This window comes from Pseudooceanicola nitratireducens (assembly GCF_900109195.1).
GTDB lineage: Bacteria > Pseudomonadota > Alphaproteobacteria > Rhodobacterales > Rhodobacteraceae > Pseudooceanicola > Pseudooceanicola nitratireducens.
Map to the genome: position 1 here is coordinate 308,001 of NZ_FNZG01000003.1, position 20,979 is coordinate 328,979.

At 64.7% G+C, this 20,979-nt stretch carries 19 protein-coding genes and 2 tRNA genes; 3 read left to right on the forward strand and 18 right to left on the reverse strand.

What is annotated here, in order from left to right; translation table 11 throughout:
• Positions 1 to 55 precede the first annotated feature (55 nt).
• Positions 56 to 946 carry an alpha/beta fold hydrolase gene (locus tag BMX99_RS12135; protein ID WP_093452064.1) on the forward strand — a complete coding sequence of 297 codons (891 nt, stop codon included), beginning with the start codon at positions 56 to 58 and terminating at the stop codon, positions 944 to 946.
• Between the two features lie 94 nt (positions 947 to 1,040).
• On the opposite strand, the gene BMX99_RS12140 is transcribed toward BMX99_RS12135, so the two are convergent.
• The 9 genes from BMX99_RS12140 to BMX99_RS19705 form a co-directional block, all read right to left on the reverse strand.
• Positions 1,041 to 1,904 carry an acyl-CoA thioesterase gene (locus BMX99_RS12140; RefSeq protein ID WP_093452067.1) on the reverse strand — a complete coding sequence of 288 codons (864 nt, stop codon included), beginning with the start codon at positions 1,902 to 1,904 and terminating at the stop codon, positions 1,041 to 1,043.
• A gap of 164 nt (positions 1,905 to 2,068) precedes the next feature.
• Positions 2,069 to 3,043, reverse strand: a complete 975-nt coding sequence (locus tag BMX99_RS12145) for an ABC transporter ATP-binding protein (protein ID WP_093452070.1) — start codon at positions 3,041 to 3,043, stop codon at positions 2,069 to 2,071.
• A complete protein-coding gene (locus BMX99_RS12150; RefSeq protein ID WP_093452073.1) occupies positions 3,040 to 4,026 on the reverse strand; it encodes an ABC transporter ATP-binding protein in 987 nt (328 codons plus the stop codon). The genes BMX99_RS12145 and BMX99_RS12150 overlap by 4 nt, the downstream gene beginning before the upstream one ends.
• A 14-nt stretch (positions 4,027 to 4,040) precedes the next feature.
• Positions 4,041 to 4,952, reverse strand: a complete 912-nt coding sequence (locus BMX99_RS12155; protein WP_170848737.1) for an ABC transporter permease — start codon at positions 4,950 to 4,952, stop codon at positions 4,041 to 4,043.
• Positions 4,945 to 5,898 carry an ABC transporter permease gene (locus BMX99_RS12160; RefSeq protein ID WP_093452080.1) on the reverse strand — a complete coding sequence of 318 codons (954 nt, stop codon included), beginning with the start codon at positions 5,896 to 5,898 and terminating at the stop codon, positions 4,945 to 4,947. Before BMX99_RS12160 ends, BMX99_RS12155 begins: the two co-directional genes overlap by 8 nt.
• Before the next feature lie 89 nt (positions 5,899 to 5,987).
• On the reverse strand, positions 5,988 to 7,544 hold the full coding sequence (locus tag BMX99_RS12165) for an ABC transporter substrate-binding protein (RefSeq protein ID WP_170848736.1): 1,557 nt from the start codon (positions 7,542 to 7,544) through the stop codon (positions 5,988 to 5,990).
• Between the two features lie 438 nt (positions 7,545 to 7,982).
• Entirely contained in the window at positions 7,983 to 8,450 is a 468-nt protein-coding gene (locus BMX99_RS12170; protein ID WP_093452086.1) for a DUF2948 family protein, read from the reverse strand.
• Positions 8,447 to 9,715, reverse strand: coding sequence for a UDP-N-acetylglucosamine 1-carboxyvinyltransferase (gene murA / locus BMX99_RS12175; protein WP_093452089.1), 1,269 nt, complete (start codon positions 9,713 to 9,715; stop codon positions 8,447 to 8,449). Before murA ends, BMX99_RS12170 begins: the two co-directional genes overlap by 4 nt.
• 31 nt (positions 9,716 to 9,746) lie before the next feature.
• Positions 9,747 to 9,899, reverse strand: a complete 153-nt coding sequence (locus tag BMX99_RS19705) for a hypothetical protein (protein ID WP_170848735.1) — start codon at positions 9,897 to 9,899, stop codon at positions 9,747 to 9,749.
• A 107-nt stretch (positions 9,900 to 10,006) separates the two neighbouring features.
• Between BMX99_RS19705 and BMX99_RS12180 the strand changes: the two genes are divergently transcribed.
• Positions 10,007 to 10,081 (forward strand) — tRNA-Thr (locus BMX99_RS12180).
• Positions 10,082 to 10,246: 165 nt separating this feature from the next.
• Here BMX99_RS12180 and BMX99_RS12185 read toward each other — a convergent pair.
• The 9 genes from BMX99_RS12185 to BMX99_RS12225 all read right to left on the reverse strand — a co-directional run bounded on the left by BMX99_RS12185 (position 10,247) and on the right by BMX99_RS12225 (position 20,162).
• Positions 10,247 to 11,011: an ABC transporter permease gene (locus tag BMX99_RS12185; protein ID WP_093452092.1), complete on the reverse strand. Its 765-nt coding sequence runs from the start codon at positions 11,009 to 11,011 to the stop codon at positions 10,247 to 10,249.
• On the reverse strand, positions 11,011 to 11,808 hold the full coding sequence (locus BMX99_RS12190) for an ABC transporter ATP-binding protein (RefSeq protein ID WP_093452095.1): 798 nt from the start codon (positions 11,806 to 11,808) through the stop codon (positions 11,011 to 11,013). Before BMX99_RS12190 ends, BMX99_RS12185 begins: the two co-directional genes overlap by 1 nt.
• Positions 11,809 to 11,859: 51 nt before the next feature.
• Entirely contained in the window at positions 11,860 to 12,876 is a 1,017-nt protein-coding gene (locus tag BMX99_RS12195) for an ABC transporter substrate-binding protein (protein WP_093452098.1), read from the reverse strand.
• A gap of 203 nt (positions 12,877 to 13,079) precedes the next feature.
• Positions 13,080 to 14,351, reverse strand: a complete 1,272-nt coding sequence (locus tag BMX99_RS12200) for a cytochrome P450 (RefSeq protein WP_093452101.1) — start codon at positions 14,349 to 14,351, stop codon at positions 13,080 to 13,082.
• Positions 14,352 to 14,674: 323 nt separating this feature from the next.
• Positions 14,675 to 16,573: an acyl-CoA synthetase gene (locus BMX99_RS12205; protein ID WP_170848734.1), complete on the reverse strand. Its 1,899-nt coding sequence runs from the start codon at positions 16,571 to 16,573 to the stop codon at positions 14,675 to 14,677.
• A 205-nt stretch (positions 16,574 to 16,778) separates the two neighbouring features.
• Positions 16,779 to 17,192, reverse strand: coding sequence for a peptidoglycan-binding protein LysM (gene lysM, locus BMX99_RS12210; protein ID WP_093452108.1), 414 nt, complete (start codon positions 17,190 to 17,192; stop codon positions 16,779 to 16,781).
• A 69-nt stretch (positions 17,193 to 17,261) separates the two neighbouring features.
• Positions 17,262 to 19,043: an ABC transporter transmembrane domain-containing protein gene (locus BMX99_RS12215; RefSeq protein WP_093452111.1), complete on the reverse strand. Its 1,782-nt coding sequence runs from the start codon at positions 19,041 to 19,043 to the stop codon at positions 17,262 to 17,264.
• A 190-nt stretch (positions 19,044 to 19,233) separates the two neighbouring features.
• Positions 19,234 to 19,307, reverse strand: a tRNA-Gly gene (locus BMX99_RS12220).
• Positions 19,308 to 19,388: 81 nt separating this feature from the next.
• The gene (locus tag BMX99_RS12225; protein WP_093452114.1) at positions 19,389 to 20,162 is read right to left on the reverse strand and encodes an amidohydrolase family protein; all 774 of its coding nucleotides are present in this window, start codon (positions 20,160 to 20,162) and stop codon (positions 19,389 to 19,391) included.
• Positions 20,163 to 20,245: 83 nt separating this feature from the next.
• On the opposite strand from BMX99_RS12225, the gene BMX99_RS12230 reads away from it, so the two are divergent.
• Positions 20,246 to 20,977, forward strand: coding sequence for a GntR family transcriptional regulator (locus BMX99_RS12230; RefSeq protein WP_093452117.1), 732 nt, complete (start codon positions 20,246 to 20,248; stop codon positions 20,975 to 20,977).
• Positions 20,978 to 20,979: the final 2 nt, after the last annotated feature.

A 20,979-nucleotide genomic window follows, 5' to 3' on the forward strand; every position in this document is an offset into this window, starting at 1 on the left:
ATTGTAGTGGATACTCCGGCCCCGAAGGGGCCACGCGACGGGAGGCGCGGCAGGCATGAGCATAGCAAAGGTGAACGGGGTCGAGATCTGGCACGACGTGATCGGGCCCGAGGACGGCAAACCCATTCTTCTGATTTCCGGTGTAGGGACGCAAAGCACGCGCTGGAAGGATGACTTTGTCGCGCAACTGGTCGACCGGGGCTACCGCGTCATCAAGATGGACAACCGCGACATCGGGCTGAGCCAGAAATTCACCGATGCGGGCCTGCCCGATTACAAGCAGATCCTGGCCGACAAGGCCGCCGGGAAGACACCGAAGGTGGCCTATACGCTGTCGGACATGGCGGCGGACGGTATCGCGCTTCTGGATCACCTGGGACTTGAAAAGGCCCATGTCTGCGGCTTCTCCATGGGCGGAATGATCGTGCAGCTGATGGCGATCGAACATCCCGAAAAGGTGCTGTCGATGACCTCTGTCATGTCGACCACCGGCAACCCGGATCTGCCGCGTGCCACGGATGAGGCCATGGCCGCCCTGACCCGCCCGCGCCCAGATGCTCTGACCGATCGTGAAGGCGCCATCCAGTCGCGGATCGAGACCGACAAGGTCATCGGCTCGCCCGCCTATCCGATCCCCGAGGCCCAGCTGCGCGCCGATGCCGAGGCCGACCTGGACCGCTCGATCCACCCGACGGGCTTTGCCCGGCAATACGCGGCGATCCTGGCGACGCGCGACCGCCGGGCCGAGCTGCAGAAGCTGACCATGCCCGTGTCGGTCATTCATGGTGTCGAGGATCCGCTGGTTCCCGTCAGCGGCGGGCGCGATACGGCCGAGAATTGCCCCACGGCCGAGATGATCGAGATCCCCGGCATGGGACACAACTTCCCGCCCGAGGTCTACGAGCAGGTGCTGGACGGTATTGATCGCGCGGTTTCGCGCGCCTGAGGCCGGCCTGCTCATCGCGCCCTTACGTGCGCGCCTCGCCATGTCCAGGGCGGCGGAGGCGAGGCGCGCCTGTCAGGGCGCGATGAGCGCGGCGTCAGATCTTGCGCCGTGTCATGCCTTCCTGCGCGCAGGAGGCGACCATGCGGCCGTCACGGGTGTAGAAGCGGCCCCGCGCCAGACCCCGCCCGCCGCCGGTCCAGGGGCTTTCCATCTCGAAAAGCAGCCAGTCGTCGACGCGGAAATCCTCGTGCAGCCACATGGCGTGATCGAGCGAGGCGACCCGCATGCCCGAGGTAAAGAACCCCACCCCGTGCACGCCTAGCGCGGCCCCGATCAGCCCCATGTCCGAGGCATAAACCAGCGCGGCCCGGTGCAGGCCCTGGTCGTCGCCCATGGCGTCGCGGGCCTTGATCCAGCGGAAGGATTTGCCTGTGCGCGCCGTCATGTCGAAGGGCGGCACCGGATGGCAGGGCCGGATTTCCACCGGCCGGTCCCATTTGGCGAATTGCAGGTAGTTCTCGGGCAGGTGTTCGGCGTGTTCCTCGGCCAGCTCGGCTTCGGTCTTCAGATCCTCGGGCGGGGGGATATCGGCGGGCATCTCCTGCGCGTGGTGCATCCCCTCTTCGCGGACCTGGAACGAGGCCGCGAGGTTCAGGATGGGCTGGCCGTTCTGGATCGCGATGACCCGGCGGGTGGCAAAGGAATTGCCGTCCATGTCCCGTTCGACCCGGTAGAGCACCGGTTTCGTCGCATCGCCGGGCCGCATGAAATAGCCGTGCAGCGAGTGGTTCACCTTGCCCTCGACCGTGCGGGTGGCCGCAACCAGCGCCTGGCCCAGAACCTGTCCGCCGAACATGCGCCCGTGCCCGCCCGGCGTTTCGCTGCCCCGGAAGAAGTTGTCCTCTACCGGTTCCACATCCAGCAGTTTGGTCAGGTCGATCTTGGGCGCTTGGGTCATCTTTTTCTCGGCTTTGCTTGTCTGATCCCTTGGTTTCGCCTTTTGGCACCGATTGCAAGGGGGCGCGGGCAGGCCCGCGCGGCCTGCGGCCCGAGTATTTCCGGCAAGATGATGGGGATCTGCCCCCTGTGAGGGGCCTGCCGCCCATGGGCCAGGGCGGCCCGTCAGGTCAGGGGGTGGTGGCAGGCCGAGAGGTGGCCCGGAGAGATGTCCTGCAGCTGGGGCATCTGTGACGCGCAGAGGTCACTGGCGCGGGGACATCGGGTGCGGAAGGGGCAGCCCGAGGGCGGGTTCACCGGCGACGGCAGTTCGCCCGGAATGAGAGACAGCGCATGCGGAGGCGCCTCGGGGTCCGGTTCGGGCACGGCCGAGAGCAGCGTGCGCGTATAGGGGTGTACGGAGCCCCGGTAGAGGGTTTCCGCATCTGCGATTTCGCAGAGCCGGCCGAGGTACATCACCGCGACACGGTCGCTTACGTGTTTCACCACCGCCAGGTCGTGGCTGATGAAGAGCATGGTCAGCCCGAGGTCACGCTTGAGGTCCTCGAGCAGGTTCAGCACCTGCGCCTGGACCGACACATCGAGCGCCGAGACGGCCTCGTCACAGACCAGAAGGTCGGGTTCGAGGATCAGGGCGCGGGCGATCGAGATCCGCTGACACTGGCCGCCCGAGAATTCATGTGGCCGACGCTCCATCGCCTGGTCGGCGTTCAGCCCGACCTTTTCCAACATGGCGGCGACGCGGGCGCAGCGCTCCTCTGCCGTGCCGATGCCGGCGATCTCCAGCGGCGCGGCGACGATGTCGCGGATGGTCATGCGCGGGTTCAGAGAGGCAACCGGATCCTGGAAGATCATCTGGAACCGCCGCCGCGCCTGTTGCAGGGCGCGGCCGCGCAGGCCGGTCAGTTCCTGTCCATCCAGGCGCACGGCCCCGCGCGTCGGGCGTGGCAGCTGCATCACGGCACGCGCCGCCGAGGATTTGCCGCAGCCGGATTCGCCAACCAGGCCAAGGGTTTCGCCGCGCATCACATGGGCCGAGAAATCGGTGACCGCATGGACCTTGCGCCCGCCCTGAAGCGGGTATTCGACGGTCAGGTTCTCGATCGCCAGGAAGGCGGGATCGCGGGTCGGGGCATTCATGCGGCGGTCTCCTGTCCCAGGGGGCGGATGCAGGCGAAAAGGTGCCCTGCGGGGCCTTCGAGCATCGGCTTGCCTTGGTCGCAGTCCGCATCGGCCAGCTTGCAGCGCGGCGCAAAGGGGCAGCCAGGCGGCGGGTTGATCAGATCGGGCGGGCGGCCGTCGATGGCGTCCAGCTTGCGGTGCGGCGGATCCGTCACTTTGGGGATCGAGGCCAGCAGCGCCGCGGTATAGGGCATCCGCGTGTTGCGGAAGAGATCGCGCACCGGGGCCTGTTCGACGATCCGCCCGGCGTACATCACCGCCACGTCATCGCAGCGCCCCGCGACCACCCCCATGTCATGGGTGATCAGGATCATCGCCATGTTCCGTTCGCGCACCATGCGCTGCAGCAGATCAAGGATCTCGGCCTGCACCGTCACGTCCAGCGCGGTCGTCGGTTCATCCGCGATCAGAAGGTCCGGCTCGCAGGCGATGGCGATGGCGATCGCCACCCGCTGCCGCATTCCCCCCGATAGCTGATGGGGATATTGGTCCACCCGCACGTCCGGCTGCGGCAGGCCCACGGCGGTCAGCAGTTCGATCGCGCGGGCGCGGGCGGCGCGTTTCTTCATGCCGAGGTGGAACATCAGCACCTCCATGATCTGGCGGCCGATGCTGAGCACCGGGTTGAGCGAGGTCATGGGATCCTGGAAGACGATGGCCATCTCCGGCCCGCGCAGGCGGCGCAGCTCGGCCTCGCTTAACCGGGTCAGGTCGCGGCCATTCAGGATCACCCGGGACCCGCCCGGCACCACCGCATTGCCCGGTAGAAGCCGCATGATCGACCGGGAGAGCACCGATTTCCCCGACCCGGATTCCCCGACCACGCCCAGGGTCCGGCCCCGCTGAAGCGTGAACGACACGCCGTCCACCGCCGCCAGCATGCCCCGCGCGGTGGCAAATGAGGTGCGCTGATCCCGGACATCAAGAATGATTTCACCCATGTGCATCCCTTTCCTCAGATCGCGCCTTCGCGGACATCCGCAAGACGCCGGCGGATCGCATCCCCGACCAGGTTGAAGCTGAGAACCGTCACGAACATCACCAGCGTCGGGTACATGGCGATATGCGGATAGGTAGACAGGACCTCTCGGCCTTCGGCGATGATCCCGCCCCAGCTGGGTGTCGGAGCCTTGACCGACAAGCCCAGGAAGGACAGCGCGCCTTCGATCACGATGGCGATCGGGATGTCGATCAGGATGAAGGCTATCAGCGGCCAGATGATATTGGGAAAGATCTCTTTCCGCATGATGCGGAAGTCAGACGCGCCCATGGCCTTGGCCGCCAGCACGAATTCCCGCCCCGCGTAGTTCAGCGTCGCCGCCCGGGTGATCCGTGCCGCGGTCGGAATGAACAATAGCCCAAGCGAGACGCAGACCATGAAAAGCGATCCGCCAAAGACCACCGAGAACAGCAGCAGCACCACAAGCCCCGGGATCGCCAGCCAGGCGTCGATCAGGATGCCGATCACCTCGTCCGCCCAGCCGCGGTAATAGCCCGCGATCAGCCCCAGGATCAGGCCCAGCCCGACGCCGATGAAGGGGGCGGCGAAGCCCACGGTCAGCGACACGCGCCCGCCCCAGACGATGCGCGACAGAAGATCCCGGCCCAGGTTGTCGGTGCCAAGCGGGTGGCCTTCGACCGGCGGGGACTGGATGTAGACCCAGTCGATTTCATCCGCCGGGGGCAGCCCCCAGAACGGTGCAAAAATGCAGGCCACGGCGACGATCACCAGCCAGATCATCGGGATCCAGAAATACAGGCCCAGCCGCCGCGACCGCCTGTGCATCGCGATGGCGACCATGTTCATGTCGATCTGCGGCTTGTCTTCCGTCTGTGTCCCCTGCCGGGACGAGGTCACGTCAGCCATGGGATCCTCCGGTCCGGACACGGGGGTCAAGCCAGGCATAGGCCACGTCGACCAGGAAATTCGCCGTCACAAAAGCCAGCGCGAAGAAGGTGACGCAACCCTGGATGACGATGAAATCGCGGGTGTAGACCGCATGGATCAGCAGCCGCCCGATGCCGGGGATGCCGAAGATCTGTTCGATGATGATCGTGCCGCCCAGAAGCCGCGCGACCTGAAGGCCCAGCAGGGTGATCATCGAAAACGACGAAGGCCGCAGCGCATGCACCCAGAGGATGCGCAGGTTCGACATCCCCTTGGCCCGCGCCAGCGCGATGTAATTCTCCTGCAGCACGCTGATCATCTCGACCCGCAGGGTGCGCATCAGGATGGTCCATTCCACCAGCGCCAGGGACAGCGCCGGCAGGATCATCGGCTTGAGGTTCGCCCAAAGCCCCGTGGACAGCGGTTCGTACCCCGTTGCCGGCAGCCAGCCCAGGCCCAGGGCAAAGACGAAGATCAGCAGGATCGCGGTCATGAAGGACGGCATGGACACGCTGGCAAAGGCCAGTGCCCCGATGATCCGGTCCGCCCGGCCATTGGGCCGGAAGGCCGAGGCCATGCCGGCCGGGATCGCCATCGACAGCGCCAGGATCTGCGCCAGCAGCATCAGCTCGAACGACACGGGAAACCGGTCGGTCACCGCGTCCCAGACGTTTTCCTTGTTGATGTAGGATGTGCCCCAGTCCCCGGTGAAGACCCCGCCGACCCACTCCACATAACGGATCAGGACGGGCCGGTTCAGGCCCAGCTCTTCCCGGATTTCCTGGACCTCTTCTTCGGTCGAATCCATTCCGGCCATTTCATAGGCCACGTCGCCGGGCAGAACATTGACCAGCAGGAAGGTGATGAAGGTCACCACCCCCAGCACGATCGCCAACCGCCTGAGCCTGTACAGAAGATACCGCATATGCCCCCCTTTCGGCCCCTTGGCGGGGCCTGTTCCGGATTGGGCCCCGGCAGGAACCTCCCGCCGGGGCCGATCACGTCCTCACGCGATCACGATTGTTCGTCGATCCAGGCGCGGGTCACATCGACCACGCCGCGATAGGGGTTGGGCACGCCCTTGACCCGCTGCGTGGTGAAGGCGTGATAGCGCCCGCCCCCGCGATACAGCAGGCTGCCGTCGTCGTTCATCATCGACACCATCTGGCATTGCAGATCCAGGCGCTCTTCCATGCTGGTGGCGGTGCGCATGGCCTGGCTGACCTCGGCCAGCTTGGGATCGTCAAAGCCGGTCAGGTTGTAGGACGAACCGGGCATCGCATAGGCATAAAGCTGCGGCCCCATGTCGGCCCCGTCGGCAAAGCGCCAGCCCGAGATGTCGAAGTCATTGGTGAAGACCCGTTTCACAAGGGTCGACTGATCCACCGGCTGAAGTTCGATCGGGATGCCGGCGGCCTTTGCGGTCTGCTGATAGATTTCCCCCAGCTCACGGCCCCGCGGGGTCGTGGTGTGGATCATGACGATTGTGGGAACCTCGGTGGCGCCCGTCTCGTCCTTGTAGGCCTGCACGTATTCCTTGGCCTTGGCGATGTCGAACCCGCGATAATTCGCGTCGCCGCAGTCCTTCACCGGCCCAAGCGGGTGTTTCACCGACGGCCGGGTGTTCTGCCAGGAAATCTTGGTCAGCGCATCCTGGTTCCAGGCATGGGCCAGGGCCTTGCGCAGATTGTCGTTCGACAGCGGTTCCTTCTTGCCGTTCAGCAGGTTGATCGCCGCCCCCGCGCCTTCGCTGACCAGGGTCACCAGGCTTTTGTCCTTCTGCGCCTCGATGATCGACGGGCCGCGGTCGGTCCACATCACGTCCACCTCGCCCGACCGCAGCGATGCAAAGCGCGTCTGGGTGTCGGGCAGGATGCGAAAGGTGATGCGATCCAGGTTGATCTCATCCGCGTTCCAGTAATCCGGGTTCCTCTCGACGATGATCCGATCCCCCGAGGCCCATTCGACGAACCTGAACGGCCCCGTCCCCACGGGGCTGCGGTTCTGGGTGCCGGCTTCGACCGCCTCTTTCGCCGGGATCGGCCCGGACATCGAGGTCGTGGACAGATAGGGCAGAAGCGCCTGCCATGGGTGCGCCAGGTGGAATTCCACCGTCAGCGGATCCACTGCCACCACGTTCTGGATGGTCGAGATGAAGGTCCGCGACCGCGACTTGTTCGCCGGATCCAGGATGCGGTTGTAATGCGCTGCAACGTCGCCCGCGTCGAAATCGCTGCCGTCGTGGTACTTCACCCCTTCGCGCAGCTTGAAGGTCCAGATGGTCTGCTCGTCGTTGTGGGACCATTCGGTCGCCAGAAGCGGCGTGGCCTGGTTGGTTTCTGGATCGAAGTCCAGCAGCGGTTCCTGCACGGTGCGCATGACGATTTCACCGGTCTGGCCCAGCACGCCGCCATCGACCGTATCAAAGCCCCGCACATCGGTTTCCAGCGCAACGGTCAGCTCTCCTCCCTTCGTGGCCATGGAATGGCTTTCGGCAAAGGCGGCGGTTCCGGCCACCAGGGCCAGGGCCGTCGTGGCGGCCAACGTTCTTGTCAGACGGGCAGTTCGCATGATCTTTCCTCCCTGAAATCTCCTCTGACCGCTCTGGTGGCGGGTGAAAGAATATTGCGCGGCAAATTTCGACCTGTGAATACCCATTATTCAAATTTGCGATTTTTCGCGTGAATTTGGATGCTGACCGCATGGGTTGGATCAGAGAGGCGCGGAATACCCTTGCGCAGAGCGGTATTGCACGGAAATCGAATTTACTAACAACATATCAATAAGTTGTACGCCATCAGAGATGAAAATTGCCGTAACGCAAAGCTCCTCCTTCCGCACAGCGGAACGCCTCGCAACCCCGCCGCGACGCAGCAAATCCACGCTGCATGCGCAGCAGGCATTCAGCATACCCTATATTTGAATCCCGATTCCAACAAAACGAATCCCCCTGCCCGCCCCGTCAGGACCGGACAAAAGGAACCGAAATGTCGGAAGTTGCAGCCGCGTTCAGCCGTGGTCGGGCCTGCGCCCCGAGGGCGCAAGATAGGGCCGCGTCACGTCGCGCAACCGCAGCTCCGGGGCCTCGACGCGGGCCCGGATCGCCCCGTCGCCCGCCAGCGTCAGCAGCACGTGCCCCTCGGGTCCCTCGCCCTCGGGCTCATAGCTGACCGACAGAAGCGACAGGATCAGGTCGGCGTCCTTGCGGTCGATCCCCTGGCTCGCCAGCCCCAGCACGTTCTCGATGACCAGGACGGACCGCACCCGCTCCGGCGCATGGCGGCTTGCCCCCTCGTCTTCCCAACGAAACCGGTTCAGCAGCAGGGAAAACCGGCGGCGCGCTGGCTCCCACTGCATGTCGGTCGCGGTAAAGACCGCGTCCTGCACCAGCGCCGACAGCACCTGGACGTCCTCTGCGTCCTGGGCCCCCAGGTTCAGCGGCGACTCGCGCCCGTCTTCGAATCGCGCGTCGCTCATGTTTCCCGAACCCGTTCGATCTTGGCCCCGCAGGCCATCAGCTTTTCCTCGACCCGCTCATAACCGCGGTCCAGGTGATAGACCCGGCTCACCACCGTCTCGCCCTCGGCGGCAAGCCCCGCCAGGATCAGCGAAACCGAGGCCCGCAGATCCGTCGCCATCACCGGCGCGCCCTTCAGACGCTCAACCCCCGTGACCTTGGCGGTGCCGCCATGCACTTCGATCTTCGCGCCCATGCGCAGCAGTTCCGGCGCATGCATGAAGCGATTCTCGAAAATCTTCTCTTCCAGCACCGAAACCCCGTCGGCCGTGCACAGAAGCGCCATCATCTGCGCCTGCAGATCGGTCGGGAAGCCGGGGAAAGGTTCGGTCGTCACGTCGACGGCGCGCACCCGGTCGCCGCGGCGCTTCACCGTCAGACCCTCGGGCGTTTCGGTCACGTCGACGCCAGCCTCGTCCAGCTTTTCCGCGAAGGCCGCCACCAGATCCATGCGCCCGCCCAGGCAGGTCACCTCTCCGCCGCAGATCGCCGGGGCCAGCATGTAGGTGCCCAGCTCGATCCGGTCGGTCACCACCGGGTGCGTCGCGCCGTTCAGCCGGTCGACCCCCTGGATGGTGATCTCGCTCGTGCCCTCGCCCTCGATCTGCGCGCCCATGCGACGCAGGCATTGCGCCAGGTCGACGATCTCGGGCTCTCGCGCGGCGTTATTCAGGACGGTGGTGCCCTTGGCCAGGGTCGCCGCCATCAGCGCGTTCTCGGTCGCCCCGACCGACACGATCGGGAAATCGACCACGCCGCCCTTCAGCCCGCCGGGGGCCTTGGCGTGCACGTAGCCCTCCCGCAGGTCCAGCTCGGCCCCCATGGCCTCCAGCGCCTTCAGGTGAAGGTCCACCGGCCGCGCGCCGATTGCACAGCCCCCGGGCAACGACACGACCGCATGGCCATCCCGCGCCAGCATCGGCCCCAGCACCAGGATCGAGGCGCGCATTTTCCGCACGATGTCATAATCCGCCGTGTGGTTGTCCAACCCGTGCGACGATAGTGCCAGCACCTTGCCGTCGTTCATTGCGGTCACTTCCGCGCCAAGCGACTGCAGCAGCGCGGTCATCGTGCGGATGTCGGAAAGGCGCGGCGCATTGGTCAGGGTCAGCGGCTCTTCCGACAGAAGCGTCGCGGGCATCAGCGTCAGACAGGCGTTCTTCGCCCCGGCAATGGGAATCGCCCCGTTCAGCGGGCCGTTGCCCGTTACGATAATCTGGTCCATGCCGCTCGCCTTTCTGCCGGGATCTCGCCCGTTACTCGCCTGTGTCCTGATCCGCCTGCACCTTGCGCGCCTTCGCCTGGGCCTTGCGCCGCGACAGGTTCGCCTTCAGTGCCGCCTTCAGCCGGTCCTCGCGCGATTGCGCCGATTTTCCGGTGCCGGATTTGGGGGTCTCTTTATCACTCATGCCCCTTCTGTAAATCACTGTGCAAAAACCGTCCAGATTGCGCTTGCACCCCCCGCCCGGTTCGTCTAATCACCCGCCACGGCCAGCGAGACATCGCTGACACCGACGCCGCAGTAGCTCAGTGGTAGAGCGCACCCTTGGTAAGGGTGAGGTCGGGAGTTCAATCCTCCCCTGCGGCACCATCCCCCCCCGGTCCGATCAAAAGCGCAAGACACCCGCCGCCGCATTTGCGTATGCCGCACGCCCCCCCTTCGACAAAAAAAGGGCGCGCCCGTCACGGACACGCCCCCTCGATCATCTTGCCTAAAATACTCTCGCCGAAGGCAACGGCCCCTCGGGGCCGTCCCCTAGCCCTGCGGTCGCTCCGCCCAGCCGGCAAAGATCTTCTCCAGCGCCACCACGGCGTAATACAAAACGATTCCCAGGACCGCCAAGGCGATCAGCACCGCGAACATCAGCGGATAGTTGGAATTCGTCTGACCCGACAGAAACAACGCCCCCAGACCCCGCCCATGCGGCGAAATGATCTCGACCAGGTTGGTGCCGATAAAGGCCAGCGTGACCGAGACCTTCAGCGCTCCGAAAAACTCGGGCAGCGTCTTGGGCAGGGCGATCTTCAGGAAGATCGTCACTTTCGACGCGCCAAGCGACCGCAGGATGTCGCGATACTCGGGCTCAAGCGTCGACAGGCCGATTCCGACGGAAACGGCGATCGGAAAGAACGAAATCAGGAAAGCCATCAGCACCGTGTTGAAATTATGCTCTCCGATGAAAAGCAGCGCCAGCACCGGCACCAGTGTCGCCTTGGGAATCGCATTGAACCCGACCAGCAGCGGATACAGCGCATCCCGCGCGATCCGCGAAAAGCCCATGATCATGCCCAGACCCGTGCCGAAGATCACCGCCAGCATCAGCCCCGCAACCGTCCTCCAAAGCGTCTGCCAGGATCCGATCAGGAACAGGTTCCAGAACCACTCATAGGCCTGCGGCAGGTCCGAGGGCGAGGCCATCACGTAATCCGGCCAGCCATTGGCCCAGACCAGCAGCTCCCACAGCAGGGTAAAGACAACGATGGCCCCGACGGGCACCAGGATTTTCTGTAGCTTGTCCATCAGGCCTCCTTCGGGGCGACGCGGCCCTGGGCGATCTGGATCTGTTCGCGCAGCGTGGCCAGCATCGTGGCACATTCGGGCGTATAAAGCCCATCCAGCTGCCGCGGCCCCGTGCCCGGGTACTTCACATCCATCACGTATTGCGTGGTCGCGGGCCGCCCCGACAGCACGATGACCTGGTCGCCCAGATAGACGCTTTCGCGCAGGTCATGGGTGATAAGAACGGCCGTGAACGGCTCCTGCGCGCGCAAGGCATGCATGGTCTGCCAAAGGTCTTCGCGGGTGAAGGCATCCAGCGCGCCAAAGGGTTCATCCATGATCAGCACATCGGGCCTGTGCACGATGGCCCGGCACAGCGACGCGCGCTGACGCATGCCACCCGAAAATTCCGACGGGCGCTTGTTCTCGAATCCCGCCAGGCCGACCAGCTCCAGCAGCTCCATCGCGCGGGCGCGGCGCTGCGCGCGCGGCATGCTCGGTGCGACGATCTCCAGCGGCAGGATCACGTTTTCTAGGATCGTGCGCCATTCCAGCATCACCGGGTTCTGAAACGCCATGCCGACCGTCTTGCGCGGGGATCGCACCCGTTCGCCATGCAGCCAGACTTCGCCGGTGTCGGGCTTCATCAGCCCCGCCACCAGCCGCGTCAGCGTGGATTTCCCGCACCCCGACGGGCCGACCACGGCCGCGAATTCGCCCTCGGGCACCGAAAGGGTCAGATCCTCCAGAACCGGCAGGGGGCCGTTCGGGGTCCGATAGGCGTGGGTCACGCCCTTGATCTCGATAAGGTTTGTCATCTTGGGAAGACGTCAGGCGGGGCCGGTGTACAGGACACCGGCCCCCTGCCCTTATTTCAGCATCAGGCTGCCGTCATCCGGCAGGAAGCTGGCGTCAAAGTACTTGGCGGCATCCGGTTCGCCCTGGAACTCGTAGACCGATTTGGTCTGTTCGATGGCGCTGGTCATCCGGTCGGCGTCAATGCCGCCCATGCCGTTGGTGGCGACGTAGTCGGTCAGCACGTTGGCATCGATGGCCATCTGCAGGCGCTCGGTCTCAAGACCCGCATCCGCGGCCGGGTTGCGCTTGATCAGCGCGTCGACGGCCTTGGCCGGGTCGGCGACGGCGCTGGCCCAGCCCTTGGCGACGGCGCGCAGGAACCCGGTGACAGCTTCGCCGTTTTCGGCGGCAAAGTCGGTGTTCACGATGATCGCGTTACCATAGAGATCCACGCCATTGTCGGCCATCAGGATGACGCTGATGTCATCCGCCGGCACGCCCAGACGTTTCAGGTTCAGCGTCGACGAGAACGAGAAGCCGGTCACGGACGCGACCTTGCCTTCGGCCAGCATCGGTTCGCGGGTCGGGAAGCCCACGGGCTCGACCGTGATCGAATCGACGTCCAGGTCGTTTTCGGCGGCAAAGATCGGGAACTGCGCCCAGGCCCCATCCGGCGGCGGCGCGCCCAGCACCTTGCCTTCCAGGTCCTTCGGCGTCTCGATGCCCAGGGACTTGCGGCCGACGATGGCGAAGGGCGGCTTGTCATAGACCATCATGACGGCGGTGACCGGCGCGTCGGGGTTCTGATCCAGGAACCGCATCAGGCTGTTGATATCGGCAAAGCCCACGGGATAGGCGCCGGTTGCGACCTTGGGAATGGCGTCCAGCGACCCCTTGCCCTCGGAAATCTCGACGCTCAGACCTTCGGCTTCGAAAAAGCCTTCGTCAATGGCGGCAAAATAGGGTGCCGACGGCCCTTCGAATTTCCAATCCAGCGCAAACGGCATGTCGGTGGCCGCTGCGGCCCCCGCAAATCCGATCACCGACACGGATGCGGCAAAGGCCGCCCCTACCAACCTGTTGAACATGTTCTCTCCTTCGCGTTTTGCGTATCGGGGGCCGGGACAGGCCCGCACCCCCATACGAACCGAGGCCAAGCTGACACCCCCTGACACGGGGAAGACAAGCGAGACCCGACGGACATTGCACAGTATATCATCGGCCGCCCAAAAAATCAGCAGACGCAGCCCGGGCCACGCCTGCCAGTGGGGGAAGCCTTGCCGGCCGCGCCCTAGTGCCGGCGCGGAATGCGCACCATCAGACTTTCATAGCCCCGCACAAAGACCGAGAACGTTCGTTTCGGTTCTTCCAGAACCTCTATCACGGGGAAGCGTTTCAGGATCTCCTCCCACAGGATCTGAAGCTGCATTTCCGCGACGCGGTTGCCGAAACACCGATGGATTCCAAAGCCGAAGGACAAATGAGAACGCACGTTCTTGCGCGTGATGTCATAGGCATTAGGGTTTTCGAAATGCCTTTCGTCGCGATTGCCCGACAGATACCACATGGCGACGCGGTCGCCCTTGCGGATCAGCTTGCCGTGCATCTCGACGTCTTCCCTGGCGGTGCGGGCCATATGGGCCAGCGGGGTCTGCCAGCGGATGGTTTCCGACACCATGCCGGGCACCAGCGCAGGATCGCTGCGCAGCAGGTCGTATTGATCGGGGTTCTGGTTCAGCGCATAGACCGACCCGGACAGGGTGTTCCGCGTCGTGTCATTGCCACCGACGATCAGCAGGATCACGTTGCCATAGAAGATGTGCCGCGGCATCGAGGCGGTCTCTTCCCCCTGCGCCAGAAGCGACACCAGGTCGAAGCCGTCGCTGCGCTTTGCCCGATCCCGCCACAGCGCGTCGAATGCGGCAAAGCAATTGTCCATTTCCTCTTTCTTGTGCTCCCAGCTTTTCACCGGGCCATTGCCGGGCGAGCCGGTGATCATGTCGGACCAATGGGTCAGCTGGCGGCGATCCTCGAAGGGATAGTTGAACAGCGTGGCCAGAGTCATGGCCGTGTATTCCTTGCTGACCAGATCGACCCAGTCGAAGGTTTCCCCGATCGGCAGGCTGTCCAGCAGCTTTTCCGCACGTTCGCGCAGAAGTACCGACAGTTTCGCCAGGTTCGGCGGCTGCACGACCGGGCCGACGGCCTTGCGCTGCGGGCCGTGGTCGGGTTGGTCCATGGTGATGAACCCTGCCCCGTCGTTGGACTGATAGCGATTGAATTCAATGGCTTCCGGGGTGCGCAGCGTGATCGCCTCGGCCGAGGAGAACCGTTTGTGATCCAGATCCACCGCCGCGATGTCGGCGTAGCGGGTGATCGACCAATGCGGTTCGTAATTGCCGGTTTCGCACCAGTGGATCGGGTCCTCGTTGCGCAGCCGTTCGAAAAACGGCAGCTCGGCATTGGTGGCGAAAAGCGACGCGCGCGAGGCGGTGAATTCCGACAGGGGCGCGGCAAGCGCCTCGGCCTGGGATTCCGTCAGCTGTGGGTGTGATGGTTGCATGAACAGGCCTCCCCTCCTGTGCCCGCCCTGACCGGCGGGTAAGAAGATAGGACACCCGTTCAGTGCGCCGATCAAGGGGCCGACCGAATGGCGTTGCGTCACTTCGGCGTCAGTCGGGGCTGGCTGGGCCGGAGCCGCGATCGTTGCCGCACGTAGATCCCCAGTCCTGTCACCAGCCCCGGCTACCGACAGGAAAAGCCAGCCCTATAATATCGTCCGCAAAAGGCAGACCTCGCAAAAGCATGGGGGCCACGCTGTCAGCATGGCCCCCTGCTGGAAGTCTTATCGTCGGACGTGGCCCAGTCCCTGACGGAACCGAGTGCTTACTCGGCCCAGGCCCAGGGGCGGGTGAACTTGCCCAGAAGCGCGCTGATCGCCGCTTCGTCCACGTCACCGGATTTCTTCACCTTGGCGGTCAGTCCGGTTTTCTTGTCGTCAACCACGGCAACCACCTGGGCGGCGACACCGGCATCCGACAGCGCTTCGTTGTAGATGCGGGTGATCGCCATCTTGCGCAGGTCCGGCTTGAAGATCTTGCCGACCGCGGTCTTGGGCAGTTCGTCCATGATCTCAAGGTGCTTGGGATGCGCGGCGCGTTCGTGCACGTGGCTCTTGGCATAGTCCATCAGCTCGGCCTCGGTCACTGTCGCCCCGCCGACCAGTTCGACATAGACGCAGGGCACCTCGCCCGCATGAGCGTCGGGCTGGCCGATCGCACCGGCAAAGGCCACCGCATCATGGCCCAGCAGCGCCTCTTCGATCTCGGCCGGGTCGATGTTGTGACCGCCGCGGATGATCAGATCCTTGGCGCGCCCGGTGATGAACAGATAGCCGTCCTTGTCGATCCGGCCCAGGTCACCCGTGCGCAGGTACAGGCGGTTGGTGTCGGGGCGCGAATGGTAGAGATCGCGGTTCTTGACCTCTTCGGTGTAGGTCGAGCCCTCGTTGACCCCGGGGTTCGAAACGCAGATCTCGCCCACCTCGTCGACGCCGCATTCGCGGGTCTCGCCGTTCGAATGGTCGAGGATCTTGATGTCCGTGTAAGGGAAGGGAATCCCGACCGAGCCGATCTTCTTTTCACCCTCGACCGGGTTGCAGGACACAAGGCAGGTCGCCTCGGTCAGGCCATAGCCTTCGACGATGGTGACGCCGGTGGCCTTTTCGAACCGGTTGAACAGCTCTTGCGGAAGCGGGGCCGAGCCCGAGAACGAAGTCTTCACGGTCGAGATATCCGCATCCACCGGGCGCTGCATCATGGCCGAAATCGCCGTGGGCACGGTGATGATGAAGGTGATCTTCCAGCGTTCGCACAGCTTCCAGAAGTTGTCGAAAACGCCGTCGCCGCGATAGCCCGAGGGCGTCGGGAAGACCACATGCGCGCCGGACTTGATCATCGACATCAGGATCACGTGGCAGGCAAAGACATGGAACAGCGGCAGCGGGCAGATCACGTTGTCTTCTTCGGTGTAAAGCAGTTCGTGACCGATCCAGCCGTTGTAGACGATGCCCGAATTCTTGTGCTGCGCGACCTTGGGCATGCCCGTGGTGCCGCCGGTGTGGAAATAGGCCGCGACGCGGTCCACATGCCGGTCCTCGAAGGCAAGAGAGGTCGGCTGCTTGGCGCATTCGGCGTTGAAGTTCTTGACGTCCGCATGATGCGACACCGGGTTCTTCGGGCGCACCAGCGGCACGATCCAGGACTTCGGCGGCGTCAGATAGCGGTTCAGGTCGATTTCCAGAACTTCCTTGACGTTCGGCGCGAATTTCACTGCCTCGGCGGTCTTCTGGGCCACGTCGGACTGCGGGAAGGCCTTCAGCGTCACCACGACCTTGGCCTTGGTTTCGCGCAGGATCGCCGAGATCTGTTCCGCATCGAGCAGCGGGTTGATCGGGTTCACGATGCCCGCGACCATGCCCGCCACGGTTGCAACGGCGGTTTCGTTGCAGTTGGGCAGGACCAGCGCCACCACATCGTCTTCGCCCACGCCCAGCTTGCGGAACATGTTGGCCGCCTGGCAGATCTTGTCGTGGAATTCGGACCAGGTCAGCGTCTCGGCCTTGTCCTGCGGCCCAGAAAGCAGCTGGAACGAAATCGCGTTATGCGAGGGGAACTTGTCCACCGTCCGCTTGAGCATGTCATAGACGGTGGCCGGCAGATCGCGGTCCTCGTATGCCATTGCGTTCTGCATGGCGAGATTATCGGCAAGCGATGTCATTACCATAGGCGTCTCCTCCCGTAGCCTTTGGAGCGGGCGTCTGGCGGCCCGCCGTTTTCCCGACCCTGTGCGTTATTGCGCCGCAACGCAAGATTGACGGTACGTTCAACGGCTTCGGGACGAAAAAAGGCGGCGCAAGGCCGCCTTTTCCCTGAAAATCACCAAGGAATTCCATGTCACCGGCAGCCATTCGGCACCGGTTCCGCCCGGTTTATTGCGGGATGCGCAGCACCTGGCCGGGGTAGATCTTGTCGGGATGCGACAGCATCGGGCGGTTCGCCTCGAAGATCTCGTTATAGCGGTTGCCCGCCCCAAGGGTCTTTTCCGAGATCGCCCAAAGCGTGTCGCCCTTCTCGACCGTATGGAAGACGGCGGTGTCGGCTTCGGCCTCTACCGCGGCGACGCCATCGACATTGCCCACGGCCAGGATGACCTTTTCCTTGATCTCGTCGCTGGCGGCCGAGCCTTCGACCTTCACGGTATCGCCTTCGACCTTGATCTCGAGCCCGGTGGTATCCAGCCCCAGATCGGCAACCTCTTTCTGCAATGCTTCGGCCGTGGGTGCGTCGTCGCCGCCACCCGTCAGTTTCTTGCCGGCCTTCTTGAGGAAATTGAACAGACCCATATCATTCTCCGTCATGGGAAATACCGGACCGCCTGTTCAGGGGCCGCCTGCCCCCGTCCCGGGTCCGCTTCAGGTAAACTGCAATCTCGCCAGCCGTGCGTAAAGACCTTCCTGCGCCACCAGGTCCTCGTGACGGCCCTGGGCGACGATGCGCCCTTCGTCCATGACGACGATCCGGTCGGCCTGTTTCACCGTGGCCAGGCGGTGCGCGATCACGATGGTGGTGCGGCCTTTGGCGACGGTTTCCACCGCCTGCTGCACCAGCCGTTCGCTTTCGGCATCCAGCGCGCTGGTCGCTTCGTCCAGCAGCAGCACCGGCGCGTCGCGCAGGATGGCGCGGGCGATGGCGATGCGCTGTTTCTGGCCGCCCGACAGCATCACGCCGCGTTCGCCAAGCGGGCTGTCATAGCCTTCGGGCAGCGCGGTGATGAAGTCATGCGCGGCGGCGGCCCGGGCGGCGGCCTCGACCGCCGCATCCGTGGCATCGGGCCAGCCAAAGCGGATGTTGTCCCGCGCCGAAGCGGCGAAGATCACCGGATCCTGCGGCACAAGCGCGACCGAGCGGCGGAAATCCCCCCGCGCCAGTTCGCGCAGGTCCTGCCCGTCCAGCAGCACGCGGCCCTGTTCGGGATCGTAGAACCGCAGCAGCATCTGGATGATGGTGGATTTCCCCGCCCCCGAAGGCCCGACCAGCGCCACGGTTTCCCCGGGCTTCACCGACAAGGTCACCTGATCCAGCGCGGCCACGCCGGGGCGCGAGGGATAGTGGAAGGTCACATCGTCGAACAGGATCTCTCCGCGCACGGTGCCCGGCAGGGCGGCGGGTGTGGCGGGATCCTTCACCGCGTCTTCGACCTGCAGCAGTTCGACAAGGCGTTCGGTGGCCCCGGCGGCGCGCTGCAATTCGCCCCAGATCTCGGACAGGGCGGCGACGGATCCGGCGACCATGACGGCGTAGATCACGAATTGCACCAGCGCCCCGGTGCTCATGTCGCCACGGCGCACGTCATGCGCGCCGATCCACAGCACCCCGACAATGCCCGAAAAGATCAGGAAGATCACGATCACGGTCATCACGGCCCGCGCGGTGATGCGGCGCTTGGCGGCGTCGAAACTTTGTTCGGTCACCCGGTCAAAGGCCGCCCGCGACCGGCCTTCATGGGTGAAGGCCTGCACGGTCTGCACCGACAACAGCGCCTCGGAGGCATTGCCGGAGGAGGCGGCGATCCAATCCTGGTTCTCGCGGCTCAGCACCCGCAGCTTGCGGCCCAGGGTCAGGATCGGCACGATGACCACCGGCACGATCAGCAGCACCAGCCCCGTCAGCTTGGCCGAGGTGAACAGCATCAGCACCAGCCCGCCCAGGAAGATCAGCACGTTGCGCAATGCAACCGAGATTGACGACCCGATGACCGACTGGATCAGCGTGGTGTCGGTGGTGATCCGGCTCAGCACCTCTCCGGTCATGGTGCGTTCGAAGAAGGCGGGCGACATCTGGATGACGCGGCCAAAGACGGCCATGCGGATGTCGGCCACGACACGCTCGCCCAGGCGGGTCACCAGCGCATAGCGCAGCCCCGTCCCCAGGGCGAGAAGCCCGGCAAAACCGATGGCGGCCCCGAAGTACTGGTCCAGTAGCCCGCTGGCATCGCCGCCGAAATTGTCCACGACGCGGCGCACCGCCAGCGGCAGGATCAGCGACACACCGGCCGTCAGGACCAGCGCCAGGAAGGCGGCAACAAGCATGGGCCGATAGGGGCGCAGATAGGGCCACAGCTCGGCCAGGACCCCGACACGGCGGCTCTTTTCGCGCTCATCGGCACCGGGGGCAAGACTTGGCTGACGCGCCATGGCGGCTCCTTTGGCTTGGGTCTGCCGCGCGACGCGGGCCTGCGCTTCATGACGGCAAAGGGGGATGCGGGTCAACCCGAACCAAAGGCGGCGGGGTGTCGCGGGCCTGCGACCATGGTCGCGGCACAGGACAGCACCAACCACCCTGCCCGGGCGCGGAAAGATCGAATATCAGGGAAACTGCGGAACTTGGAGCGGGTAGCGGGAATCGAACCCGCACGACTAGCTTGGAAGGCTAGGGCGCTACCATTACACCATACCCGCGCCGCAGTGCCGTGGGATATTTCACAACACCCGGCCCAGGTCAAGAAGCCCCGGGCAAGATGTTCGCCCCTGCCCGGCTGCCTAGCCGATTCCGTACAGACTCTGCACCGCCTGGCGGTCGCAAAACCCTGACCAGGCAGAGGATTTTGCCCAGACATCGCCATAGCCGGTGTGCGCCTCGTGCTGCGTATGCGGCCAGTCGCTGCCCCAGACCACCTGCCCCTCGGGCAGAAGGGTCAGCAGCCGGACGGCATGGGGGGCAAGGTCGAAAGGCGTCCGGTAATGCGCTGCGAACTTGAAGAACAGCCCGCTGCGGTCGGCCAGACCCGCGACCGCCTGCATCATCGGGTCGGCCGTGGCATCGGGATCCGAGGGCAGACCGAAATGATCCACGACGATCTTGACACCCTGATCCACCAGCACCGGCAGAACCGGGGCCAGGCGTGGCCCTTCAAGATGCAGTTCAAGATGCAGGTCGCGATCGCGCAGGCGGGCCAGAAACGCCTGCGTCTCGGGCGCGGTGACATCGGGGATGACCGCGCCCCGCACCAGGTTCCAGCGCAGGCCACGCACGCCGGCCGCCACCAGATCGTCCAGCGCCCGGTCCGAGACATCCAGCGGCACCACCGCCACTCCGGCAAAGCGCGCGCGATCCAGTTTCGCCAGCGCAGAGCAGAGTTCGGAATTATCCGTCCCCAGGAAGCTCACCTGCACGATCACCCCGCCGCGCAGCCCGCACTGCCCCTGGTGCGCCAGCCATTTCTCCAACGGAGCCGGGCACTTGGGCACATAGCGGGCGCCAGGAACGGCGGTCAGCTTTTCATAGACATGCGCGTGAGTGTCGAAGTGGATCATGGGGCCTCCCTGCTTAATTCATATATATGACCAGTTGACTGAATGGGTCAATCTGGTTTACGCCAGCTTAAGGGAGGACGACGATGAACACCGAATTCGCGACGATCGACACGCGGCTGCCCGCCTATGCCAGGCTGCGCGACACGCTGACGGCCCGCATTGCGCGCGGCGACTGGACCCCCGAAACCCCGATTCCCTCTGAGGCGCGACTGGCGCGCGAATTCGACGTGTCCGTCGGGACGGTGCGCAAGGCCGTGGACGGCCTGGTTGGCGAAGGCCTGCTGGAACGCCGCCAGGGGTCAGGCACCTTCGTGCGCGCCCCCTCCTTCAACGCCAGCCTGTTCCGGTTCTTCCCGATGCGCGACAGCGACGGCGCGCCGGTGTCGATCCCGCAAAGCCGCATGCTGCGCCGCACCCCCACCACCGCCCCGGCCGAGGCCGAAGCCGCGCTTGGCACCGCGGACGTCATCCAGATCAGCCGCCTGCGCTGCCTGACCGAACAGCCCGTCCTGTTCGAGGAAATTTACATCCCGCGCAACCGCTTTCCGGGGTTCGAAACCCTGCCCGACACCGCCTTTGGCCCACTGCTGTACCCGGTCTATTTCGAGAAATTCGGCACCCTGGTGAAACGCGCCACCGACGAGGTGTCGTTTGACCGGGCCTCGCCCCCCGTCGCGGCGCAGCTGCACATCAATCCCGGCGACCCGCTTGCGGTCATCCGGCGCACCGCCTTCGACATCGAAGGCACCGCAGTGGAATGGCGTATCGCCAGCGGCAGCGCCGCCGGCTTCCGCTACCGCAGCGAAATCAACTGATC

Coding starts and splice junctions, on each gene's coding strand:
- BMX99_RS12145 (WP_093452070.1), bottom strand. CDS start 3,043: ATGAATGCCCCGACCCGCGATCCCGCCTTCCTGGCGATCGAGAACCTG.
- BMX99_RS12225 (WP_093452114.1), bottom strand. CDS start 20,162: ATGATCCACTTCGACACTCACGCGCATGTCTATGAAAAGCTGACCGCC.
- BMX99_RS12155 (WP_170848737.1), bottom strand. CDS start 4,952: ATGGCTGACGTGACCTCGTCCCGGCAGGGGACACAGACGGAAGACAAG.
- BMX99_RS12200 (WP_093452101.1), bottom strand. CDS start 14,351: ATGCAACCATCACACCCACAGCTGACGGAATCCCAGGCCGAGGCGCTT.
- BMX99_RS12215 (WP_093452111.1), bottom strand. CDS start 19,043: ATGGCGCGTCAGCCAAGTCTTGCCCCCGGTGCCGATGAGCGCGAAAAG.
- lysM (WP_093452108.1), bottom strand. CDS start 17,192: ATGGGTCTGTTCAATTTCCTCAAGAAGGCCGGCAAGAAACTGACGGGT.
- BMX99_RS12140 (WP_093452067.1), bottom strand. CDS start 1,904: ATGACCCAAGCGCCCAAGATCGACCTGACCAAACTGCTGGATGTGGAA.
- BMX99_RS12170 (WP_093452086.1), bottom strand. CDS start 8,450: ATGAGCGACGCGCGATTCGAAGACGGGCGCGAGTCGCCGCTGAACCTG.
- murA (WP_093452089.1), bottom strand. CDS start 9,715: ATGGACCAGATTATCGTAACGGGCAACGGCCCGCTGAACGGGGCGATT.
- BMX99_RS12165 (WP_170848736.1), bottom strand. CDS start 7,544: ATGCGAACTGCCCGTCTGACAAGAACGTTGGCCGCCACGACGGCCCTG.
- BMX99_RS12135 (WP_093452064.1), top strand. CDS start 56: ATGAGCATAGCAAAGGTGAACGGGGTCGAGATCTGGCACGACGTGATC.
- BMX99_RS12190 (WP_093452095.1), bottom strand. CDS start 11,808: ATGACAAACCTTATCGAGATCAAGGGCGTGACCCACGCCTATCGGACC.
- BMX99_RS19705 (WP_170848735.1), bottom strand. CDS start 9,899: ATGAGTGATAAAGAGACCCCCAAATCCGGCACCGGAAAATCGGCGCAA.
- BMX99_RS12160 (WP_093452080.1), bottom strand. CDS start 5,898: ATGCGGTATCTTCTGTACAGGCTCAGGCGGTTGGCGATCGTGCTGGGG.
- BMX99_RS12205 (WP_170848734.1), bottom strand. CDS start 16,573: ATGGTAATGACATCGCTTGCCGATAATCTCGCCATGCAGAACGCAATG.
- BMX99_RS12195 (WP_093452098.1), bottom strand. CDS start 12,876: ATGTTCAACAGGTTGGTAGGGGCGGCCTTTGCCGCATCCGTGTCGGTG.
- BMX99_RS12185 (WP_093452092.1), bottom strand. CDS start 11,011: ATGGACAAGCTACAGAAAATCCTGGTGCCCGTCGGGGCCATCGTTGTC.
- BMX99_RS12230 (WP_093452117.1), top strand. CDS start 20,246: ATGAACACCGAATTCGCGACGATCGACACGCGGCTGCCCGCCTATGCC.
- BMX99_RS12150 (WP_093452073.1), bottom strand. CDS start 4,026: ATGGGTGAAATCATTCTTGATGTCCGGGATCAGCGCACCTCATTTGCC.